The organism is Alloprevotella sp. OH1205_COT-284, from assembly GCF_003859795.1.
Taxonomy (GTDB): domain Bacteria; phylum Bacteroidota; class Bacteroidia; order Bacteroidales; family Bacteroidaceae; genus Alloprevotella.
This window is the reverse complement of the sequence record NZ_RQYI01000001.1, coordinates 188725-202051: the sequence shown is the minus strand read 5'-3', so window position 1 is coordinate 202051 and position 13327 is coordinate 188725. Positions and strand designations below refer to the sequence as shown.

Annotated in this window: 9 protein-coding genes and 1 tRNA gene; 2 read left to right on the top strand and 8 right to left on the bottom strand. The window is 51.9% G+C overall.

Annotated features, from left to right (window positions below):
* Positions 1-673 precede the first annotated feature (673 nt).
* The gene (locus EII14_RS00795; RefSeq protein ID WP_124930665.1) at positions 674-1627 is read left to right on the top strand and encodes an NAD-dependent epimerase/dehydratase family protein; all 954 of its coding nucleotides are present in this window, start codon (positions 674-676) and stop codon (positions 1625-1627) included.
* Positions 1628-1773: 146 nt separating this feature from the next.
* On the opposite strand, the gene EII14_RS00790 is transcribed toward EII14_RS00795, so the two are convergent.
* The 3 genes from EII14_RS00790 to EII14_RS00780 all read right to left on the bottom strand — a co-directional run bounded on the left by EII14_RS00790 (position 1774) and on the right by EII14_RS00780 (position 7237).
* Positions 1774-3432: a peptide MFS transporter gene (locus EII14_RS00790; protein ID WP_124930664.1), complete on the bottom strand. Its 1659-nt coding sequence runs from the start codon at positions 3430-3432 to the stop codon at positions 1774-1776.
* A 162-nt stretch (positions 3433-3594) separates the two neighbouring features.
* Positions 3595-6441: an excinuclease ABC subunit UvrA gene (gene uvrA, locus EII14_RS00785; RefSeq protein ID WP_124930663.1), complete on the bottom strand. Its 2847-nt coding sequence runs from the start codon at positions 6439-6441 to the stop codon at positions 3595-3597.
* 94 nt (positions 6442-6535) lie between these two features.
* Entirely contained in the window at positions 6536-7237 is a 702-nt protein-coding gene (locus tag EII14_RS00780) for a gliding motility-associated C-terminal domain-containing protein (RefSeq protein WP_124930662.1), read from the bottom strand.
* A 113-nt stretch (positions 7238-7350) separates the two neighbouring features.
* Here EII14_RS00780 and EII14_RS00775 point away from each other — a divergent pair.
* A tRNA-Leu gene (locus tag EII14_RS00775) sits at positions 7351-7435 on the top strand.
* A gap of 319 nt (positions 7436-7754) precedes the next feature.
* Here the strand turns inward: EII14_RS00775 and EII14_RS00770 are convergent.
* The 5 genes from EII14_RS00770 to EII14_RS00750 form a co-directional block, all read right to left on the bottom strand.
* A complete protein-coding gene (locus EII14_RS00770) occupies positions 7755-8432 on the bottom strand; it encodes a hypothetical protein (RefSeq protein WP_124930661.1) in 678 nt (225 codons plus the stop codon).
* 173 nt (positions 8433-8605) lie between these two features.
* Positions 8606-9073, bottom strand: a complete 468-nt coding sequence (greA, locus tag EII14_RS00765; RefSeq protein WP_124930660.1) for a transcription elongation factor GreA — start codon at positions 9071-9073, stop codon at positions 8606-8608.
* A 35-nt stretch (positions 9074-9108) separates the two neighbouring features.
* A complete protein-coding gene (gene rnc / locus EII14_RS00760; protein ID WP_124930659.1) occupies positions 9109-11184 on the bottom strand; it encodes a ribonuclease III in 2076 nt (691 codons plus the stop codon).
* 141 nt (positions 11185-11325) lie between these two features.
* Complete coding sequence (gene fabF / locus EII14_RS00755) at positions 11326-12591, bottom strand: beta-ketoacyl-ACP synthase II (protein ID WP_124930658.1); 1266 nt, start codon at positions 12589-12591, stop codon at positions 11326-11328.
* A gap of 142 nt (positions 12592-12733) precedes the next feature.
* Positions 12734-12967 (bottom strand): acyl carrier protein, encoded by a 234-nt coding sequence (locus tag EII14_RS00750; RefSeq protein WP_124930657.1) that lies wholly within the window; start codon positions 12965-12967, stop codon positions 12734-12736.
* Between the last annotated feature and the right edge of the window lie 360 nt (positions 12968-13327).

Sequence of the window (13327 nt, the reverse complement as noted above, 5' to 3'; positions counted from 1 at the left end):
CATCACAACCTACACACACTATCGGTAAGGCATCCGAATGCCCGAAGTCCCAACCATGTAGGCCGTGTAGGTTTTCGGAAAATCTGCCTACATTCCTATTCCCCTGTGCCTCACGGACTTAATCTTTACCGATGTATAATAGCAAATCGCTGCATACACTCGCATACCATTGAAATTCAGCAACATGAAAGACGCAGTGTATGTTTTTCGACGATTTCACGAAATAAACATTGGGGAAGCCCACATAATGCGCTCCCTCCCCTAAAAAACACATTTGATGTGCCGCCAAAGGTGCGTTCGGCCACGTCACGAAAAAATGATCCGACAAGGGAGTTTGCTTTTTCAAAAAGAAAGTCCGAAATCCCATTATGCAAGATTTCGGGCAAGATTTTTATGCGGTTTTGAAGTTTGCCGGACAGCAACAATAAAAAAGACAGAAAAACAGCTGAATATACCTATATTTTCCTATTGAGAATAATTTTATCCGCATAAACATGACGATTTGCGTATATTAACGTGCATAAAAAGAAAATACTCTCTTTTTTCTTTGTTTAATCGCACGGCTTGCCGTACCTTTGCTTGCATAAAATGAATGATTTGCTTATTGAAAATGGCTCGCTTCGGCGAGCCATTCAATAGTATGTCCAAACTTATTTATCCTTATTAGATTTACATGAAAAAAATACTGGTGATTGGTGCCACAGGACAAATCGGTTCTGAGCTAACTATGGAGCTTCGTGGCATTTATGGCAACGAAAACGTTGTGGCCGGCTACATTGTCGGAGCAGAGCCTAAGGGTGAGCTTCTCGAATCGGGGCCTGCCGAGATTTGCGATGTGACCGACGCCGGTGCCATCGCGGAAGTTGTGAGAAAACACAACACGGACACCATTTACAACCTCGCCGCCCTCCTCTCGGTGGTGGCGGAAAGCAAACCGCGTTTGGCTTGGAAAATCGGTGTGGACGGGCTGTGGAACGTGCTCGAAGTGGCACGCGAAAACGGTTGTGCCGTCTTCACCCCGTCGAGCATCGGATCGTTCGGCCCCGAAACGCCGCGCGATGCCACGCCGCAAGACACGGTGCAACGCCCTCGCACGATTTACGGGGTGTCGAAAGTGACCACCGAATTGCTCTCCGACTACTACTACAACAAATTCGGCGTGGATACGCGATCGGTGCGCTTCCCCGGTCTGATTTCCAACGTCACGCCTCCGGGAGGCGGAACAACGGACTATGCCGTAGACATCTATTATGCCGCCGTCAAGGGCGAAAAGTTTGTTTGCCCCATCGCCGAAGGCACCTATATGGACATGATGTATATGCCCGACGCACTCGACGCCTGTGTACGCCTCATGGAAGCCGATCCCACGCGCCTTGTGCATCGCAACGGGTTCAACATCGCCTCGATGAGCTTTGAACCGGGACAGATCTGCGAAGCCATTCGCCACCACCGCCCCGATTTCGAAATAACCTATCAAGTGGACGCGCTCAAACAAAGCATCGCTTCTTCATGGCCGAACAGCCTCGACGACAGTTGTGCACGTGCCGAATGGGATTGGAACCCTCGTTTCGACCTCGAATCCATGACCGCAGATATGCTCGAAAAACTCTCGGAACGTCTGCGCTAAAATCATCGCGACATTTCACGCGACACACGCGCAACATTCCGCGCACTCCTCACACAAAAAGAGCACCGCCCTTTCAAGCAGCAAGCCTGAAAGGGCGGTGGTGTTTTGAGGCGATGCCGTGCCCACGGCAACGACAGCGAAGGGGATCAGCCTACTTTTTCGAGTTTCTTCATCTGAGAGAAGATAAACAGGAAAGAGAGGAGGCAGAGCACGATGAGGATTGCCCAGAGCGACCAGAGCGGCAAACCGCCCCAAAGGTAGCCGATGATGCTCACAAGGTAGTTGCCGATGGCCGTGGCGGCAAACCAGCCGCCCATCATGGCGCCTTTGAGCTTGGGGGGAGCCACTTTGGACACAAAAGAGATGCCCATGGGAGAGAGCAGCAATTCGGCGAAGGTGAGCACGAGATAGGTGCTGATGAGCCAGTTGGGCGAAACGAGCGTTTGCAGGCCGGCGTCGGCTTTGAGCGCGTCGGGCGTGGGCAGACCGAGCGAACCGATGGCGAGAATGAGGAAACCGAGCGAGGCAATGAACATACCGATACCGATTTTGCGCGGCGCGGAGGGTTCTTTGCCCGATTTGGCCAACGACGAGAAGATGGCGAGAGAAACGGGCGTGAGGGCTACCACAAAGAAGGGGTTGAACTGTTGGAAATCGGAGGGCAGGAACTTAACCACCTCTTCGGTATTGACATACTTGAAAGCGAGAGCACCCAAGCAACCCACGGCCACGAGGCCGGCAATGGTCTTGGCTTTGGCCGTGGCCGATTGCACAACGGCAAAAACTGCGTAAATAAAGGCGGCGATGAGCGCGAGGTTGAACACGTCGAAACCGATGCGGGTCAGGCCTGTGGCCGTGGATTCGGTGTAGTCGCGCGCGAAGAACGTCATGGTAAGACCGTTTTGGTGGAAGGCCATCCAGAAGAAAATCACCACCGCAAAGACGAGCACGAGTGCCACCACGCGGTCTTTGGTCTCTTGCGGAGAAAGTTCTTCTACGGTGTTTTGCGTGCTTGCGGCGGCAGCCTTGGCACTGCTTTCAACATGCTTGAAAGATTTGCGGAAACCGAAATAGATCAACACCGACACGATGAGCGAAACACAGGCCACACCGAAGCCGTAGTTGTAGGCTTCGGAAAGACGGGCGATGTAGTCATTGGCAAAAGCCGTCGTTTCGCCGGCATAGTTTTGAGCGGCTTTGAGGTTTTCAAGAATCGTGCTGTTGGCCGCTGAAATCGTACCGTCGAGGTGCTGGTGAGCCAAAGCGGGGATTTGAGCCTCGTAGGTGAAGCCATACTTGGCGAGCATGTAGTTGGTCATCTTCTTGGCCGCCGTCGGGGCAAACATGGCGCCGATGTTGATGGCCATGTAGAAGAGCGAAAAAGCGGTATCGCGCTTACCGGAATATTTGGCATCTTCGTAGAGATTACCCACCATCACTTGGAGATTTCCCTTGAAAAGCCCCGTACCGATGGCGATGAGCGTGAGCGATCCGAACATCATTATTTTACCGCTCACATTGTCGGTGGGAATGGAGAGGAGGATGTAGCCGAGAAACATGACGGCGAAGCCCGAAACGACCATGCGGCCGTAGCCGAACTTGTCGGCCAGAATTCCGCCAATGAGGGGCAGGAAGTAAACACCGGCCAGGAAGCCGCCGAAGATAGTTGAAGTTTCTGCTTCGGTATAGCCGAATTTGGCTTGCAGAAAGAGGGTGAAGATGGCGAGCATGGTGTAGTAACCAAACCGCTCACCCGTGTTGGCAAGAGCAAGGGCATATAGCCCTTTCGGTTGTCCTTCAAACATAAAAAATAGAATTAGGGGGTTATTGATGATGAAATTGTTTTGAAAATTATATGTCGTCGTATGTGGCTGCCAAACGAAGAGCAAGAGGCAAGAGTCGTTTTGAAGAGAAGAATAAGACCGTTATTGCCTTTTTTTCCGTCTTTTGCGTCTTTTCTCCCATCTTTATTTCAGCGCGGCAGAACTTTCCAACTCCTCTTTCAGGAATCGTGCGGTGTGTCCCTTTCCGCTTGCGGCGACTTCTTCGGGAGTTCCTTCGGCCACGACAATGCCGCCGCCGCGACCGCCTTCGGGTCCCATGTCGATGAGGTGGTCGGCCACTTTGATGACGTCAAGGTTGTGCTCGATGACAATGACGGTGTTGCCCTTTTCGACGAGGCGGTCGAGCACACCGAGCAAGACGCGGATGTCTTCAAAATGCAGCCCCGTGGTGGGTTCGTCGAGGATATAAACGGTCTGTCCCGTGTCGCGTTTGGAGAGTTCGGTGGCCAATTTCACGCGTTGGCTTTCGCCGCCCGAAAGGGTTGTACACGATTGTCCGAGTTTCAAATAGCCCAGTCCGACGTCTTGCAAGACTTTGATTTTATGGAGAATGTTGGGAACATTCTCAAAAAACTCGACGGCCTGATTGATTGTCATGTCGAGCACATCGCTGATGCTCTTTCCCTTGAAACGCACTTCGAGCGTTTCGCGATTGTAGCGTTTGCCGTGGCAGGTTTCGCAGGGAACGTAAACATCGGGCAAGAAGTTCATCTCGATGGTTTTGTAGCCGTTTCCTTTGCAAGTTTCACAGCGGCCGCCTTTCACGTTGAAAGAGAAGCGACCGGGCTTGTAAGCACGGATCTTGGCCTCGGGGAGATTGACAAACAGCGTTCGGATGTCCGAGAAAACGCCCGTGTAGGTCGCCGAGTTGGAACGCGGCGTGCGGCCGAGCGGACTTTGATCGACGGCAACGACCTTGTCGATGTGTTCCAAACCTTCGCAACGTTCGTAGCAGAGAGGTTCGCGCAGGGAGCGGTAGACGTGTCGGGAGAGAATGGGGAGGAGCGTGTCGTTGATCAGCGTGGATTTTCCCGATCCCGAAACACCGGTGACGCAGGTGAGTGTGCCGAGCGGAAAGCTGACGTCTACGCCTTTCAAGTTGTTGCCTTTTGCGCCGACAATGCGAAAAAAACGGCCGTTGCCTTTCCTACGAAGGGCAGGCAACGCAATGCGTCGTTTTCCGGTAAGGTATTGTGCGGTGAGCGTTTCGGTTTGAAGCATGGTTTCCGGCGTGCCTTGAAACACCACCTCACCGCCTTTTCTGCCGGCCTTGGGGCCGATGTCCACCACATAGTCGGCGGCCAACATCATGTCTTTGTCGTGCTCAACGACAACCACGGTGTTGCCGGTGTCGCGAAGACTGTGGAGCGAGCGTATCAGGCGGATGTTGTCGCGTTGGTGCAGACCGATCGACGGTTCGTCGAGAATATAGAGCACGTTTACCAGTTGCGAACCGATTTGTGTGGCCAGACGAATGCGTTGGCTTTCGCCGCCCGAAAGGGTCATCGTAGCGCGATCGAGAGAAAGATAGTCCAAGCCGACGTCGAGTAGAAAGGATAGGCGCGTGCGAATTTCTTTCAGTATTTCGGTGGCAATGGCGCGCTGTTTCCCATTGAGTGTTGTTTCGATGTCTGCGAGCCATTCCGACAATTCGGCGATGTCCATGTGTGCCAGTTCGGCGATGTTTTTGTCGCCAAACTTGAAAGACAGCGCCTCTTGGTTGAGGCGTTTTCCCTGACAGAGCGGACATACGGCAGTACTCGAAAATTGATCTGCCCATTTTTGCGCCGCAGCCGACATTTCTGCGTCGGCCATTTGCTGAATGTATTTCACCAATCCCGAAAACTCCACATAATAATCGTCTGTGGTTTTCGCCGTGGAGGCCGGAATGCGCAAACGCTCGCCCGAACCGTTGAAAACTTCCTCCATGGCCTCTTCGGATATGTCCTCCACCGGAGTGGTGAGCAGGCAGTCGTATTTCTTCAACACGGCCTCAATTTCCCAAAAGATGAGCGCATTTCGGTATTTCCCCAACGGTTCGAGTGCTCCGTCCTTGATGCTGAGCCGGGGGTTGGGACATACTTTGTCGCGGTCGATCACACTGACGCTGCCCAATCCTTTGCATCGCGGACAAGCTCCTTGTGCCGAGTTGAAAGAGAAATTGTGCGGAGCCGGTTCGCGATAGGCCATTCCGCTCACGGGACACATCAAACGCTTTGAATAGTAGCGCACAGTGCCGCTCTCAACGTCGAGAATGAGCATCAGCCCGTCCCCCTGTTGCAGACTTTGTCTGACACTTTTTTGCAACCGCTCGGCATCTTTGGATTGCACTTTGAGTTTGTCCACCACGACCTCAATGTCATGGTTCTTGTAGCGATCAAGGCGCATGCCATGTTCTACGGCGCGCAACTCACCATCGACGCGCACGTTGAGAAATCCCTTTTTGCGGATGCTTTCAAACAGCTCCTTGTAGTGCCCTTTTCGTTGCTTGACGAGAGGGGCAAGAAGATACACCTTTTTGTCGGCATACCGGTCGAGAATAAGGTCGAGAATTTGCTCTTCGGTGTATTTCACCATACGTTCACCGCTGATGTGCGAATAAGCATCTCCGGCGCGGGCATAGAGCAGGCGCAGGAAATCATAGATTTCCGTTACCGTGCCGACGGTCGAACGTGGGTTTTTGTTGGTCGTTTTTTGCTCGATGCTGATCACCGGCGAAAGTCCCGTGATCTTATCGACGTCGGGACGTTCGAGGTTGTCCAAGAAGTTTCGGGCATAAGCCGAAAATGTCTCGATATATCTTCTTTGTCCTTCGGCATAAATCGTGTCGAAAGCCAAAGAGGATTTTCCGCTGCCGCTCAACCCGGTGATGACCGTCATGGCGTGGCGCGGCAAAGAAACGTCCACATTCTTCAGATTGTGGACGCGAGCGCCGAGAACTTCTATTTTGCCTTTGTCTGTCGGTATCATGCGGTGAAGAGATAGATTGGGAGAGAAGTATAAGAGAGGGAATAAGGTTTAACGGCTGTTCGGCAGCAGTTTCGGCCAGTCTGACGAGGAGGTTCTAATGGCTCGAAGTGCCCCCTATTTCTTGGTGTTTTCGCAAGAGGGTAATGGTCTTTTTGATGTTGTAGCGTCGGCCGTCGGCTCCGCGAGCTTGCACAACGAGGTAGTAGGCTCCGTCGGGAGCATCGTTGCCATTGCAGCGGCCGTCCCAACCATCGGCCGGATCAAACCATTCGGCCAGCTTCTTCCCCCAGCGATTGATGACAACGGCCTTAAATTCCACAAGGCTGCGAAACCCTTCTTTGGCGCGAAACACATCGTTCACACCATCGCCGTTGGGGGTAAAAGCGTTGGGTAGTTCGAGTTTGCTCTCGCCGATATGTATGCGAAAGGGCTCGTCCATTTCATAATTGACAGTATCGGTGCCTTCCACAAAAGAAACCAACAATTTCACCAAAAACGTACCGCTTTCCTTGAAAATAAATTCAGTGTTTTCATCGTAGCGAATGAGCAACGGTTCGGCAATTCCTTCCTTGACAAATCGCCATTCAAAAAGGGCTGTACGTGTGCCGATGTTTTCGGGGTGTGCTTCAAATCGAACGCGGAGCGGAGCACCTCCCTCATATTCCGTTTCTTCGCTTTCTGTATCGTCGGCGGTCGTAACGAGCATCGTCGGCGAAACGGAGGGCAGAACGGAAGTCTGCGCTCTGACGCTCCATGACCATGTGAGAAACAAAAAAGAGAGCAGGGTTTTTGTCATGACGATAAGAAAATTTCAAAATGCAAAAATACCAATTCGGAGGCGAAAAGCAAAAAAATAACGCCTGTTTCTTTGCAATCTGAATAGATTGATGTATTTTTGCCTACAGTTTTGCGCCTGTGGCGAAATTGGCAGACGCGCCAGACTTAGGATCTGGTGTCGCGAGACGTGTAGGTTCGAGTCCTATCAGGCGCACCACAAAAAGAAAGAAATAGCAAAAAATCCAAACGACTGACCACAACAGTCCGTTTGGATTTTTCTTTTTCATTGCTGTCCGAGATCCAATCGTGCAGGGCAAACAGCGGCGGCCAAACGGCAAATTTCCTTATTGGAAGGCGTTGTTTCAAAAAAGGATTGCAGAGGGTATGCCGAGCGGCTAATGCTTAGGAAGAAGAAAAACGAGTGTGCGATAAAAGGGTTTGTGAGATCACAGCAGAAGATCCGTTTTGCGGTTCGACAACCCTCTTATCGCACACCCATTGTTTCTTTCGATGTTTCGGGCGAGCGGAATGCTGCCTTATCGACCGGGAGCATCATTCCCCTTGTTGCCGCGAACGACGGCGGAAGGGAAAATGGTATCCGTCTCCTCCGTTTGCGGAGCGTCCGGAGCAAAAGGAGTTATGCTCTTCTTCGGCGCATAGTTTCCGTCCGACCACACCCAATCGTCGTAGGGGGCGAAAGAATAATTGCCGTTGAAACTGTTCCAATCATTGAAGTTCATGAGTTTGAAGAGCTTGAACTTGAAGTTGGAATATCCGATGCGCCCCGTGAAAACGGATCTGTCCAAGTAGTAGTCGTGGATTTCGACATTGAGAGAGGCGTCGTAGGGGTAGACCAAGTAGAGCACTCCGCCTCTCACCGACCAGTTGAAGTGGTAGTATTGGTAGCGATAAGGGCCATTTCGATAGAAGTCCACTTGTTTACCCCAACCGCTGCGTGCTCCCTGGTAGTCGCTGTAAAAGCGTATGTTGGAATAATCGGCATCGAAGTGTATCCATTCGCCCGTGCGGGGATGCCGTGCTTTGTAGAACATGCCGAAATCGCCTTTCCACTGGCCGGAAATGATATTGGCGCGCTGACGATCGGTGTGGTGGTTATAGTCATCGTTTTCGATGTAGACGTCGCAGGCGTTGAGCGTAATCACACTGACGGTCAAAAGAAAAAGACGAAGGCAGAACAAGCGTATTTTTTTCATGGTCGTATGTTTTTTTGTGTGTTCGCAAATGTAGGCGAAAAAGGAATATGCTCCAAATGCACGGGACTTAAAAACAAAGAAATCCTCGAAATTTTCACATATTTCGAGGATTTTATGGGCGGAAATATTCAAATTGTCCATTGAAATGCTGCCACAGAGCGATGACCAAGACCTCAGCCGACGCTGATGTCGAGGATTTCGAGCTGCATCACGCCGCGAGGAGTGTTGGCGTCCACCACGTCGCCAATTTTGTGTCCGAGCAAGGCTTGAGCAATGGGCGTGGTGCTGGAAATCTTGCCGGCACGCAGGTCGGCCTCGCTCTCTGAAACGATGGTGTATTTCATGACCGAACCGAGCTTCACGTTTTTCATCTCTACGGTGGAGAGTATTTGCACGACATCGGTACGAATCATCGAGGTGTCGATGATTTTTGCGGCGGCAATGGTGGTTTTGAGTTCGTTTATTTTGGTTTCGAGTGTGGCTTGCGCCTCTTTGGCAGCATCGTATTCGGCGTTTTCCGAAAGGTCACCTTTGTCGCGCGCTTCGGCGATGGCTGCCGATGCTGCGGGGCGTTCGATCTGCTCCATGTGTTTGAGTTGAGCCACGAGTTTGTCGTAGCCCTCTTGTGTCATATATGCCATGGTATCTTGTTTTTTTTTCGAGTGATGAATGTTGTTTAGTTTTCGTTGTAGGCAGCGGCTTCGGCTTGTGCGATAAGATCTTCGCGTTCGCGTCGTTCGGCTTCCGTCGGCTCGTTTGAGGCGGCTTTTCGGTTTGTCCGTTTGTCGTTGCGTCGGCGTTGCGTTCGCTCTTCGCTTCCGTTTGTGCCGTTGTCACGGTTGTCCGAGGGGCGATCGGCGTTGCGGCGTTGCTTCCGACCTTCATTGCGTTTTTCTTCGCTTCCCTCCTCCGTTGCCGGCGGCAGGTTTTGCTCCTCGGGAGCCAAGTCGTTTCTTGCCTTTTCATAGGCTCTGCGTTTCAGTTCCTCTTGTTTCTTCCGTTCGGCCTTTTCGGCTCGACGGGAGGTTTCGGCCGGAATGCCTTCGGTATTGGCGTAGTCTTTTGCGCTTTGCCGTTTTCCGGAACGTCTGCGCCGCTTCTTCGTTGTCGCCTCTTCTTCCTCCCGTGCGCTCTCCGCTTCGGGTTGAGGGTTGGCGTTGTCTGGCGTTTCGCCGTCGTCCTCCTCCGCTTTCGGGGTTTCCGTGGGGTTTTCCGTCTGTTCGGCGGCAGCGAGGGGAGTGTCATCGGTGGTGAGCGGCGATTGAGCATTGGGGGCGACGGCCGCTTCGCCGGAAGAGGGGGAGGCTGTTTCCGCCACCGTTTCGCCGACGGCCTCAACCTGTTCGGCATTCTCTTTCGGCGGGAGGAGTGTGGTTTGCACGTCCGGTTCGGCTGCCGGCAAAAGGTTGTCTACGATGATGAGGTCGGCTGCCGGCGTCGGGTCGGAAACCTCGGAAGCAACGGCCGAAACTGAGGAAAGGGGCGCAGGGGAGGCATCGGGCTGCGGTGCGTCGGTCTTCGTTGTGAGCGGTTCGGATTGTGCGATGAGGTTTTCGACGATTTCGATGGCTTTTTTGAGAGATGCCTTTTCGTCTTCGTTCGTCGATGCCGACTCCTCTTGTCGGCGTTCCGCATCGGCGACGGCTTTTTGTCGCTCAGCTTGTTTTTTGGCGTTGCGTTGCTCTTTGGCTTCTGCGGCGGTTTCTCTGTCGCCGTTTTTGTGGCGTCCTTTCGTTTCGGCGCGTTCCTGCTTTCCGCCGTTTTTCGATTCGGCCTTTGTGTCGGCTTTGGGGGTGTTTTTGCTTCCGGCCGCCTTTTCGGTTTTGCTTTTGTCCTTTTCGCCTTTCGGTGTCGTTTTCTTTTCTTTCCTTTCTTGGCGTTTCGGACGTTCCGTTTTTTCGTGTTGTCCCCGATTTATTTCAGATTCGATTTCGTCGATTTTGGGCAGAACGAAAAACTCGTCGGCCTCCATGGCCGTGCGCTTCTCCTTGGAACGAAATATGCTGTCGAGGAATTGTGCGTCGCGCCTCATCTGCGTGAGTGCGTCTTTCGAAGCGTTTTGGTGGCTTTCTTTTTTTGAAAATCCTTTGCCTTCGCCGACGAACAGGCCTTCGATGATGATTTCGGTGAAGAAGTTGGGGGTGTTGCCGTTGTTGTTTCCGCTTTGGCTTTCCTTAAACTCGATTCGCATGCGGTTTTTCTGACTCCATTCGAGCAGTTTGCTCTTGAAGTTCACTTCCTTGTGTGCCACGCCTTCGAGGTCGAGCATGACTCCGATGATGCGTTTTTCGACGAACCGGAAAGCGTAGCGAAATCCTCTGTCCAAATAGATGGCTCCCATGAGGGCTTCAAAGGAGTTGCCGGCCAGATAGGAATTGTGGGATCGCGAGTGGGTTTGGCTTTGTATGAGGCGATCGATGCCCAGCTCCTTGGCCAATCGTCCGAGCGATTCGCGCGACACGATTTTGGCGCGTGTATTGGTCAGAAAGCCTTCTCGCTTGTTGTGGAAGCGGCGATAAACGATGTCGCTCACAACGGTTTCGAGCACCGCATCGCCGAGAAATTCGAGCCGTTCGTTGTTGAGCGGTTTGTTGCCCGATTTCTTCGACCGGTATTCTTGCGACTTATGGGCGAAGGCGATGCGATAGAGATCGATGTTGTGGGGGTAGAACCCCATGATGTGGTAGAGGGCAGAACGAAACTCCTTGTCTTTGCTGAAAAAGAATTTAGCCCGATCTATAAAATTTTTCATAAGTATAGTCAAACTGGTGACAGACGTTTTGCCGAGTGTTTCTCACGGATACAAAAATAGTTTTGTACGCTCAACCGGTTACTCTGTAACGGCTGAGCGTACAACTATTTCAAAAAGTCGACAATCTGTCCTAAAAGACGCTTAGTCTTGGTATTTCTTCACGATGCAGCAAGCATTGTGTCCGCCAAAGCCAAACGTGTTGGAAAGAGCGGCGCGCACGGTGCGCTGTTGTGCTTTGTTGAAGGTGAAGTTCATCTTGTAGTCGATGTTTTCGTCGCAATCGTCGTCTTCGTGGTTGATCGTTGGCGGAACGATGTCGTTCTTCACCGAGAGGCAGCAAACGATGGCTTCGACCGCTCCGGCTGCTCCGAGGAGGTGTCCGGTCATCGATTTGGTGGATGAAATGTTGAGTTTGTAGGCATGCTCTCCGAAGACCTGTCCGATGGCTTTGGCTTCCGACACGTCGCCCACGGGGGTGGAAGTGCCGTGTACGTTGATGTAGTCGATGTCTTCGGGCGCCATCCCCGCATCTTTCAATGCGCGGTTCATTACGAGATTTGCTCCCAAGCCTTCGGGGTGGGAGGCGGTGAGGTGGTGAGCGTCCGCACTCATGCCCACGCCTGCGATTTCGCAATAGATCTTCGCACCGCGTGCTTTGGCGTGTTCGAGTTCTTCAAGGATGAGGATGCCCGCACCTTCGCCCATCACAAAGCCGTCACGGCTTTTGCTGAACGGACGGCTGGCACGCATGGGGTCGTCGTTGCGCGTGGAAAGGGCGTGCATGGCGGTGAAGCCTCCCACGCCGCCTTCGGTGATGGCAGCTTCCGCGCCGCCCGTGACGATCACATTGGCTTTGCCCAGACGAATGAGGTTGAAAGCGTCGGCAATGGCGTTGGTGGACGAAGCGCAAGCCGACGTCGTGGTGTAGTTGGGGCCGTGAAATCCGTATTGAATGGAGATGCGTCCCGAAGCAATGTCGGCGATCATCTTGGGTATGAAAAACGGATTGAAACGAGGGCCTTTTTCTTCTTTGGTGAGCGCGTATTCGCTGATTTGCTCCTCAAAGGTGTGAATGCCTCCGATGCCGACGCCCAGCACCACGCCCACCTCGTTTTTGTCGATGGTTTCGAGGTTCATGCCGCTGTCTTTCACAGCTTCCATTGCTGCCACGAGCGCATATTGCTCATAAAGATCCATTTTGCGGATTTCTTTGCGGTCAATGAAATCTGTGGCCTGAAAGTTTTTGACTTCGCAGGCAAACCGAGTTTTGAACTGAGAAGCATCGAAACCTTTGATGGGAGCGGCGCCGCTGACACCTTTAACGATATTCTCCCATGTTTCTTCAAGATTGTTACCCACGGGGGTAAGTGCACCGAGACCGGTGACTACGACTCTTTTTAATTCCATAAGTATGAATGATGTGGGAAGGGGGTGGAGTTATGCTTAAATGTGCTAATATGTATGACTCTGAAAGAAATCCAAACACATTAGCACATTCAGTTTTACAAGTCTGCCCGAAAAGGAGGCCGACTCATGGCGCAGCCGTGATTTATACGTTGGCTTTGATGTATTCGATAGCCTCACCTACGGTGGAGATCTTTTCGGAAACTTCTTCGGGGATGGTGATGTTGAATTCCTTTTCGAGATCCATCATGAGTTCCACGGTTTCGAGAGAGTCGGCACCGAGGTCATTGGTGAAGCTTGCTTCGTCTTTCACGTCAGCTGCGTCAACGCTGAGCTTTTCAACGATGATAGCCTTTACTTTTTCTGCAATTTCAGACATGTTCTTAGATTGTTTTATAATTAGTAATTCTGTTGTTTGAAACAATTACGTCGGCAAAAATAGACTTTATATTTAAGATAAACAAATGATAGCGTGATTATTTGCCGTTTTTTGCGCAAAACACCTCATTTTGTGCATTCGAGTTGCAGGTTTTTCAAATATCGCTCCGTCATTCTGCCATTTTTGTCGCCCGAAGGGTTGTTTGCCGTCGGTTTTTGGGTGACGGCCGGGCGTTTCCTCTTTCAAAATCTACTTTTCCCCACTTTATCGCCGATGGGAAAACCTCCGGCCGAATCTCTCGCAAGGGCATCGCAGGGTGTTTTGCCATGGAGCTATTTCTTTCTACACGGCTTGTAGAAA

Excerpts from the sequence above, each read along its gene's own strand:
- EII14_RS00795 (WP_124930665.1), top strand. The coding sequence starts at position 674 with ATGAAAAAAATACTGGTGATTGGTGCCACAGGACAAATCGGTTCTGAG.
- EII14_RS00790 (WP_124930664.1), bottom strand. The coding sequence starts at position 3,432 with ATGTTTGAAGGACAACCGAAAGGGCTATATGCCCTTGCTCTTGCCAAC.
- uvrA (WP_124930663.1), bottom strand. The coding sequence starts at position 6,441 with ATGATACCGACAGACAAAGGCAAAATAGAAGTTCTCGGCGCTCGCGTC.
- EII14_RS00780 (WP_124930662.1), bottom strand. The coding sequence starts at position 7,237 with ATGACAAAAACCCTGCTCTCTTTTTTGTTTCTCACATGGTCATGGAGC.
- EII14_RS00770 (WP_124930661.1), bottom strand. The coding sequence starts at position 8,432 with ATGAAAAAAATACGCTTGTTCTGCCTTCGTCTTTTTCTTTTGACCGTC.
- greA (WP_124930660.1), bottom strand. The coding sequence starts at position 9,073 with ATGGCATATATGACACAAGAGGGCTACGACAAACTCGTGGCTCAACTC.
- rnc (WP_124930659.1), bottom strand. The coding sequence starts at position 11,184 with ATGAAAAATTTTATAGATCGGGCTAAATTCTTTTTCAGCAAAGACAAG.
- fabF (WP_124930658.1), bottom strand. The coding sequence starts at position 12,591 with ATGGAATTAAAAAGAGTCGTAGTCACCGGTCTCGGTGCACTTACCCCC.
- EII14_RS00750 (WP_124930657.1), bottom strand. The coding sequence starts at position 12,967 with ATGTCTGAAATTGCAGAAAAAGTAAAGGCTATCATCGTTGAAAAGCTC.